This window comes from Coleofasciculus sp. G3-WIS-01 (assembly GCF_040223135.1).
GTDB lineage: Bacteria > Cyanobacteriota > Cyanobacteriia > Cyanobacteriales > Coleofasciculaceae > Coleofasciculus.
The window spans coordinates 23,691-31,387 of the sequence record NZ_JAVJZI010000177.1 but is presented as its reverse complement, the minus strand read 5'-3'; the positions used below and the strand labels follow the sequence as shown (position 1 = coordinate 31,387).

Sequence of the window (7,697 nt, the reverse complement as noted above, 5' to 3'; positions counted from 1 at the left end):
ATCGAGATTATACCTTATTTCTCTGTGGGCTAATATCTCAGAGCGATCGCGTCGCCACAAAACCGTGAGCCTGTCAGTGAGTAAGGCTTTCAACCCGTTTTAACGGGTTTTAGCTTTTAGCCGGAACTTTAGTTCCAGGCTTAAATCTTAACTAACTCAAAATCGGGATGACAGGATTTGAACCTGCGACCCCCTCGTCCCGAACGAGGTGCGCTACCAAGCTGCGCTACATCCCGCAATATCTCATCCATATTACCACAGACTTGCTAGGATTAACACTGGTACTTTCGTGGGAGCATGTTCAGGAGTGGTCGTTAAACCTGAATGGTTAAGAGTCAAAGCACCGCAATGGCAGCGTGTGGGCAACGTTAAGGAAATCTTACGGGATTTGGCACTCAATACCGTCTGTGAGGAAGCCTCTTGTCCCAATATCGGTGAATGCTTCAATGCTGGCACTGCTACCTTTTTAATTATGGGACCTGCCTGCACCCGTGCTTGTCCCTACTGCGATATTGATTTCGAGAAGAAACCCAAACCCCTTGATCCCACAGAACCCACCCGATTAGCGGAAGCGGTAGGGCGACTGAAACTTCACCATGTCGTCATTACTTCGGTTAATCGGGATGATTTACCTGATGGGGGTGCTTCTCAGTTTGTCCACTGCATTGAAGCGATTCGCGCTATATCGCCTCAAACCACCATTGAGGTATTAATTCCTGATTTATGTGGCAATTGGGACGCTTTAGCCACCATTCTCCAAGCCAAACCCGAAGTCCTCAACCACAACACCGAAACTGTCCCCCGACTCTATCGACGAGTACGCCCTCAAGGAGATTATCCGCGATCGCTCGAACTTCTCCAACGTACCCACAAACTCGCCCCCTGGATTTATACCAAATCTGGCATCATGGCGGGATTAGGCGAAACTGATGCCGAAGTGCGCCAAGTGATGCAGGATATGCGAGCCGTCAATTGTGATATTCTCACCATTGGGCAATATCTTCAACCGAGTCAAAAGCACTTAGGCGTGACTGACTTTATCACCCCAGAACAGTTTGATACTTGGCGAGAGTTTGGCGAATCTATCGGCTTTTTACAAGTTGTCTCCTCCCCCCTCACCCGCAGTTCCTATCATGCTGGAGAGGTGAGAGCATTAATGCAGCGCTATCCCCGACAAGCACCGATGTTGGGATGATTGAGTTTTGAGCAAGTCGGGGCGGGTTTTACTACTATCGTTTCTTACCTCACAAGAGATGTAACTAAACCCGCCCCGACTATAACATCCTACAACTTAAGACGAGGAACGCTTTTGAATAATCCCTTGGCGAAAACCTAACACGACCAAAATATTAGATAGGGTTAAAAAGAACTCAGCACTCCCATGCAACCAATCCACATTGGCTAATTGTTCCCCCAAAGCCACCTTGGCATAAATTCCCGCCGGAATCGTCACCGCCACAAATACCAACAGCGCATAAAATCCAATCAGCGCCAACCGTGGAGTTTGTCCGGAACGAGTTAGAAACCACAAAAAACCTAGGTAAGGGAATAAAGAAACCGCAAATAAAGTATCTTTGGAAATCATCACATTATCGAGTTACAGTAGGGGCGCACCGACGTGCGCCCTTGTTACGACGTGCGCCCTTGTTAGTTTGTCCCCTAAGAGTATTGATTTTGCCAAAAATTCAGCGCTTTATTATACTACTGAACGGGTGTTTTGGCTAAACAACATCAACAGGCGTCTTAGATTTTTCTGGTTCGCTTGTATCACTGTGATCAGATTTTCGGGAACAGCGCCAAATCCACCAAGCGGCGGCACAAAGCGTAACATTTCCTAATACCGTCATCGAGGCTTGCAGGGTAACCAACCAATCCAACGATTCAGGATTGTCAAAAAAGTGCCAGGTACAAGCACACATCGCACCGACTAATGCCGGGAGCATAGCACAAGACAATGCCCACCAGTAACGATTGCCCGTAATTTCACCATAGCTCCAGATTAACCAGATAGCGGCAATCCATTCGATAACGCTAGAGACGTGAATGATCCAAGTGGGAACTGAAAGGGCATGCATAGAGAAGATTTACTTTACGCGATCGCACAACCTAAATCATTCTAACCCCCTCCGTCGCTCTTTTGCCCATGAAACCTTTAACGACGATAACGCTCTCGCTCAATTTGCAAACGCTGTCGGACTAATTTGTAGATTTCCTGTGCCAACATCCGCAAATTGGATTCACTGACAAGTTCCGGTTCTGTTGATGGGGAAGATGTAGCAATTTTTACAGAGGGTTGATTCGTTTCTATGGGGATTTGGTTGGTTCCAGAAACCGTTGTTGTTTCCGCTTCGATTAAATCCGGAACATCGCCCCATTTTTTCCCTGGATTAGCATAAATGGGACGAAACCCTTCTGGGGTAAACATGAACCCTTCAATTTCAGCATCATCTTGATCCTGAATAACCCGTGAATCCCTAGGGGGAGGACTATCCTCACCTACTAATTCAGCCAAACTTGACCAAGATGTTTGTGTACTCTGACTAGAGGGTTGACTATCTAGAGTCAATTCTGAATTCCCCCTTTGGGAACGGGTTGATTTTAATTGTGAGGAATTTGTCTCAGGTAAAGGATTCTGGTCATTCTCTAAACCCCTTGAGGAAAAATCTTCTAATGTTTGCTCAGCTAAAGATTCAAAATTCAGACTTAATCCCGGCAATGTAGAACGAGAAGATTGACCTAAAACTTGAAATTGACCTAATGCAGTAATCGGGTTTAATTTTGCCAAACTAATTGGTAATGGCGGAAAGGCTTTGGTTGGATCAACCCCTGGGTCAATGGTTGCAGTTAAGTCAGGTTTATCTGTGTTTTCAGCATATTCATCAACCCTCTCTAGATTTTCCTCAATCTGCTCAGACTGAACAGGTATTTTTCTTTTATCCGCAACAGCCGTAGCTGCTTCCTCGGTTATAGCCGCTAAGACAGTTTTCCCAGTCGAAGAAAGTATGTCTATTTTATGAATATTTGAGTGAACGAATACAGGTAAAGAATGAGATTGACTCGGTGTCTGTCCCAACGGTTTAGCTGGAAGTAATGGCTTTTTGATCCCAAGTGGTATTTCGGAAATCATCAGTTCTTTAAACCTAAAAACGGGAGCATGTCACCTTTGTAGGTTGGGTTGAGGAACGAAACCCAACAGGCTCTCGATGGCGTTGGGTAACGCTATCGCTCTACCCAACCTACTTGAGCTACTTGAGCGTTTTGTGCTGTCCCTGACATGCTCTCCTAAACACTCAATCAGGGCAGGTTTTAAGGTGATTATCAATAGCTGGCACTAAAAACTCCCTAAACCCGCCCCTAAAGATGAATAATGGCACGGGGAGCATTTCAAATTAGTTACTAGGGAAATAGCCGGTGCGATCGCGTTGTACATTGGTACTGGCACCACCCCCGCCTTGCTGGGCAAGAACCTTTAAGCCTTCGTAGGCGAGGGTCAATTCCTCAATCGCCACGGTACTGGAACTTGCTTGTAAGGCTGGGGTTTTCCAACCGACTGGGACCGCACCGATTAATGTCCAACATTGCATGGTTTCTCCGGCTTGATTAAAGACCAAAATATTGACATTACGCCGTTCTTTTTTACCGGGATTGAGCGTCTGATTGATCCACTTCCAGAACACTAAATCTTCAGTAATCCCGCGCTTCAGGGTAACATCATCAAATTTGGCTTGCTTGAGAAAGATACGTTGCTGTTCGTTGACTCCTCCTTCAAAGTATACTTCTTTATCAATCTGCACCCCCAAACCTGAACACTCGCTAAATGAGGCAGTAATCTGACTTTCGATTTCGATATAAAATCGATTAGCGGTGACGTAGTTGAGTTCGTGGGTAACATTACCATTGTCAGCCATTTATAGTAACCCTCTGTAGTTTTTATGGCGTTCCCGTTGTTTGCGTAAATCCTCTTGCATCAGCTGATACACTTGATCGCTGAGTTTCCGCAGGAGCAAAGGATCTTGGCATACCTTGGCAGCAAGTTTTAAGAGAATCGTTCGTTGTTCAGGGTTCATCACTGATTATTTATGTCTCATCCGTCTTGCCCGACTCTGCAATTGCGAGAGGTAAGTCTCATCTTCGGGATTAAACGCCTGTTTGTGAACCCTTGGCATTGTCCCGGAAGAGTCGTTAGTTGAATGATCAACCTCTTCAATCTCTTCCCGTTGATCTTCTACCCGGTTAAGCTGATGTCTTAATACTTTCGCTCGTTGCAGTACTTGTTGGTATTGATCGAGTTCGGGAAGTTCTTCCCAATTGAGTTCTACTCTATCTGTGACTCTATCGTTATAGGTTGTCGTCTTGGTGATTTGGCGGCGAATCTTGAGTTCATCTGCTCTGAGCTTAATTTCTTGAAAGCTATCAGTTTCTAAAATTTGGGCGACTTCCTCTTCTTTTTTAGTTTGGTCGATTTCAATGTTGATTCTCAGCAGTTTTTTAACGGTTTTAGCCACGACTTGACCGTAGCGGTCAATAATAACGACGCTAAAGGTGGTTAAGACTAACCCAACGGCTGGCGGGACAAGGGGTATCCATCCCGCCTGCTGGACGAATAGAGAATAGGAAATCCCATACAAAATACCACCGGCTACTACCGCAACCGGAATCAGAATCCAAGGACGGCGAATTTTCCAAGCCAGGGTTCCGCCGACAACTGACCAGAGAAAAATCCAGAGGATTTCATTTCCCTCGGACCAATACCAAATTAAAGGGCGACTATCTAAAACTGTACCCAGAAGTTGACTGACGATGTGGGCGTGAATGACTACCCCTGGCATTTCGACTCGATCCTGAGCAGCTGCACTAAACGGTGTGGCAAAGTCATCATTGGCAGTCGTTGCGGTGTACCCCACCAAAACGACTCGATCTTTGACCAGATTGGGATCAATATTACCTTCTAATACATCGGTTACGGTGACTTGCTCAATGGCATTTTCACCGGACTGATAATCGAGCATAATCTGGTAGTCCACTGCACCACTTTTGTGATAGCCACCTGAGTGTTGTTCTAGTCTGGTCAAGACAGTGGAGTCTAACATCAGTTCTCCTGTCTCTGTGTAGTCTAAAAAAACATCCTCTTGTTCAAGATAAAACAGTGCCAGATTTAAGGCAAAAGAGGGGAGTTGATTTTCGTATCCGTCAATCTCACTAATCTGACAGAGGTGGGGATCGTTTACTGGAGTTTCTAATGGTGTCGGAACTGACAGTAAAATTGTGCGACGAATGGAGACATCTGAGTCAAAGGGTAAATCGGCAATCCCAATCCGTTCGTCGGGAATTCCAGGTGCAGCAGGAACGCCCGGTTCAGTCAAAGAACTCATTTTGCAAACGGCGATAATGTTATCGTTTTTTTGCAATACGTCGATTAAGTTCTCACGACCTGTTCCTTGGGGTACATCCCTTAAAATATCAATACCGATCGCTCTCGGTTCATATTCCTGTAGTTTCTGTAGCAGCTTCGCCAGTGTGCCATCTGATATGGGGAATTCTTTGATCTGGGCGATGTCAGCTTCGCTATATTCCACCACCAACACCCGATCATCGGGTTCCTGTTCAGGACGCGATCGCATAAGTTGGTCATAAGCGTCCAGTTCAAATCCTTCTAAAGCACCTAACTGTCGCAGTCCTACAATTACGCCCGTCACGACTAAGCTGGTGAGAACCACAGTTCCCCCAAACGCGATCAGTCCTTTTCCGACTGGATGTTGCCCGAAAAATGAACGAACTTCAGAAATCATCTGGGTATCGCCTCCTGCTCTCCTGTGGGTTAATGAGCTGACAATGCGCCCTAAAGGGCGGAGTTTCTTCGGCTGATAAGCCTGGGATTAAGACAATCAAACTTCATCAAACTTAACCTAAAGTCAGGAAAAGATAGTGGTTTTCTAACTTTCTCCTCCCATTAATCACTTTTCTTAAAGAAGTGTGATCATCCTAGGTTTTACAAACAAGTCCGATAGAATATTAGTATATAATATAGTACCCAGGCAGTTTATTTGTGTTGTGGGGTTTAAATTGTATACTGAGTGAGTTTATCTCAGTTAAACGGATCATAGCTCAGCACCTTCGCTGAGTCGCTATAAAGAAATGAGGGAATCTGGCAAGCGCGTTTCTTAAAATTTACGCTTAGGACAGGGAACTTTGCTGAATAGAGAGGAGTCGCCATGTAGATAAATACGCTCACCTTGGTTAAACTTTCTACTACAGCCACTGCATTAATTAAAATTGTCTTAAGTGCTGCCATTGGCAAGGAGTAAAATGAAAAAGTCCTCTATATATCTTAAAACCTTTTCCCTGATGTTGTCTCTGGGAGTCGTCATGAGTGCCAGTGCTATGGCAATTGCTAGTCTCAAGCCGAGTTCGTCTAGCCCAGCTCAACAGACACCTTCAGAAAATCTCTTGGCACGGCGACCAAGATTCAGAGCGCGAGGCGTAAGCTCGTCTCGGGGTCGAAGTGGAGGTACATCCCGTGGTCCTGGTATGTGTTACGGAGAACAGATAACTGTAACGCCTCTGCTACCAAAAATTAACGAACAGGATTCATCAAAAGAAGAGAGAGTTGTCGTCGAATCGACTGTTTCTCCTGCTCCTAAATTCTTAATTTCCGTTGATCAAACTAAAGCGACGGAAGCCGAGTTTACATTACTGAATGCTAATGGCACAGAGGTCATTTATCAGCAGGAGGTTTCTCTGGAAAATAAGACGCCAGGAATTATTACGGTGAGTCTTCCTGAACCCGCTACAGAGGATGAAGCTCTGGTTAAAGTTGGTCAGGAATACCAGTGGTTCTTTTCCGTCCGTTGCGACCCAACGGATTTAGCCGGAGATCTGATTGTTGAAGGACGGATTAAGCGAATTCCCAAAGAAGATGCTCTGGCTCAAGAATTAGCCGATGCTACAGAACTGGAAAAGCCAGCCGTTTTTGCTGAGTTTGGAGTCTGGACAGAAGCCGCGAGTTCCCTGGCTGAATTACTGGAAAACAATCCTGACAATCCAGAGATCAGAGCAAATTGGCAAGCTCTCTTAGAATCGGCTAATTTAGGCAAGCTGATTGAAAAAGACCTGGTGAGTAGTTCTGAGTCGAGCGTTGAAAATTAACTCTTTTTAGCCGACTTAGCCGTTGTGCTTTCAATTCCAGACACTGATTCCTGCCATAAACCTTAAAGGGAAAAGCTGATCAGCTTTTCCCTTTTTCAATGAGGATTGGCAGGCTGTCATAAGGAAAACTTTTAGGTTTTAAGTTTAAGTTTTAATATTATAAAGACAATGGGACTTAGTGCGGGCAGAAAATGTCACGGCTAAAGCATGATTTGACCTGGGTTTGAGGTTGTAGTATCATATATTTAAATACCGTATGCTGCTCGCTTTGTAGTCATTTTTGAATAAAAAACGCTTCAAATCCTTAGTGCTGCGTTATTTTTTCATCCATCGCCTCAGAAAAATCTTAATAACACAAGTATGTTGCACAGTCTAATTTTCCAGAGGCTGATTTGACAAAAAAGCAGTTTAATGCGTAGGTTTCCTCAGCCCTCACCTCCCATCGCGGTATAATAAAATGTTACTCAACTCTTTGGCGCGACTTTTTCCATTAGAGGAAAATAGAGATAGAAGGGGTATTTCGCGCTTCTTGGGTGCGGTTCACTTAAGTG

The 7,697-nt window shown here is 45.0% G+C and carries 8 protein-coding genes and 1 tRNA gene; 2 read left to right on the top strand and 7 right to left on the bottom strand.

Annotated features, from left to right (window positions below; all coding sequences use genetic code 11):
* Positions 1 to 162: 162 nt before the first annotated feature.
* A tRNA-Pro gene (locus RIM23_RS17505) sits at positions 163 to 236 on the bottom strand.
* A 71-nt stretch (positions 237 to 307) separates the two neighbouring features.
* Here RIM23_RS17505 and lipA point away from each other — a divergent pair.
* Positions 308 to 1,195 (top strand): lipoyl synthase, encoded by an 888-nt coding sequence (lipA, locus tag RIM23_RS17500; protein WP_446368444.1) that lies wholly within the window; start codon positions 308 to 310, stop codon positions 1,193 to 1,195.
* 96 nt (positions 1,196 to 1,291) lie between these two features.
* Here lipA and RIM23_RS17495 read toward each other — a convergent pair whose 3' ends face one another.
* The 6 genes from RIM23_RS17495 to RIM23_RS17470 all read right to left on the bottom strand — a co-directional run bounded on the left by RIM23_RS17495 (position 1,292) and on the right by RIM23_RS17470 (position 5,789).
* Positions 1,292 to 1,585: a DUF3593 domain-containing protein gene (locus tag RIM23_RS17495; RefSeq protein ID WP_446368443.1), complete on the bottom strand. Its 294-nt coding sequence runs from the start codon at positions 1,583 to 1,585 to the stop codon at positions 1,292 to 1,294.
* Between the two features lie 136 nt (positions 1,586 to 1,721).
* A complete protein-coding gene (locus RIM23_RS17490) occupies positions 1,722 to 2,075 on the bottom strand; it encodes a DUF2499 domain-containing protein (protein ID WP_446333931.1) in 354 nt (117 codons plus the stop codon).
* Positions 2,076 to 2,152: 77 nt separating this feature from the next.
* On the bottom strand, positions 2,153 to 3,127 hold the full coding sequence (locus tag RIM23_RS17485) for a hypothetical protein (RefSeq protein ID WP_446368442.1): 975 nt from the start codon (positions 3,125 to 3,127) through the stop codon (positions 2,153 to 2,155).
* 262 nt (positions 3,128 to 3,389) lie between these two features.
* Entirely contained in the window at positions 3,390 to 3,908 is a 519-nt protein-coding gene (locus RIM23_RS17480) for a phage tail protein (protein ID WP_446333929.1), read from the bottom strand.
* Positions 3,909 to 4,067 carry a hypothetical protein gene (locus tag RIM23_RS17475; RefSeq protein ID WP_446368441.1) on the bottom strand — a complete coding sequence of 53 codons (159 nt, stop codon included), beginning with the start codon at positions 4,065 to 4,067 and terminating at the stop codon, positions 3,909 to 3,911. It lies immediately after the preceding gene.
* Positions 4,068 to 4,073: 6 nt separating this feature from the next.
* The gene (locus RIM23_RS17470; RefSeq protein WP_446368440.1) at positions 4,074 to 5,789 is read right to left on the bottom strand and encodes a CHASE2 domain-containing protein; all 1,716 of its coding nucleotides are present in this window, start codon (positions 5,787 to 5,789) and stop codon (positions 4,074 to 4,076) included.
* 517 nt (positions 5,790 to 6,306) lie between these two features.
* Between RIM23_RS17470 and RIM23_RS17465 the strand changes: the two genes are divergently transcribed.
* Positions 6,307 to 7,146, top strand: coding sequence for a DUF928 domain-containing protein (locus tag RIM23_RS17465; protein ID WP_446368439.1), 840 nt, complete (start codon positions 6,307 to 6,309; stop codon positions 7,144 to 7,146).
* The last annotated feature ends 551 nt before the right edge of the window (positions 7,147 to 7,697 follow it).

Coding starts and splice junctions, on each gene's coding strand:
- RIM23_RS17495 (WP_446368443.1), bottom strand. CDS start 1,585: ATGATTTCCAAAGATACTTTATTTGCGGTTTCTTTATTCCCTTACCTA.
- RIM23_RS17490 (WP_446333931.1), bottom strand. CDS start 2,075: ATGCATGCCCTTTCAGTTCCCACTTGGATCATTCACGTCTCTAGCGTT.
- RIM23_RS17485 (WP_446368442.1), bottom strand. CDS start 3,127: ATGATTTCCGAAATACCACTTGGGATCAAAAAGCCATTACTTCCAGCT.
- RIM23_RS17480 (WP_446333929.1), bottom strand. CDS start 3,908: ATGGCTGACAATGGTAATGTTACCCACGAACTCAACTACGTCACCGCT.
- RIM23_RS17475 (WP_446368441.1), bottom strand. CDS start 4,067: ATGAACCCTGAACAACGAACGATTCTCTTAAAACTTGCTGCCAAGGTA.
- RIM23_RS17470 (WP_446368440.1), bottom strand. CDS start 5,789: ATGATTTCTGAAGTTCGTTCATTTTTCGGGCAACATCCAGTCGGAAAA.
- RIM23_RS17465 (WP_446368439.1), top strand. CDS start 6,307: ATGAAAAAGTCCTCTATATATCTTAAAACCTTTTCCCTGATGTTGTCT.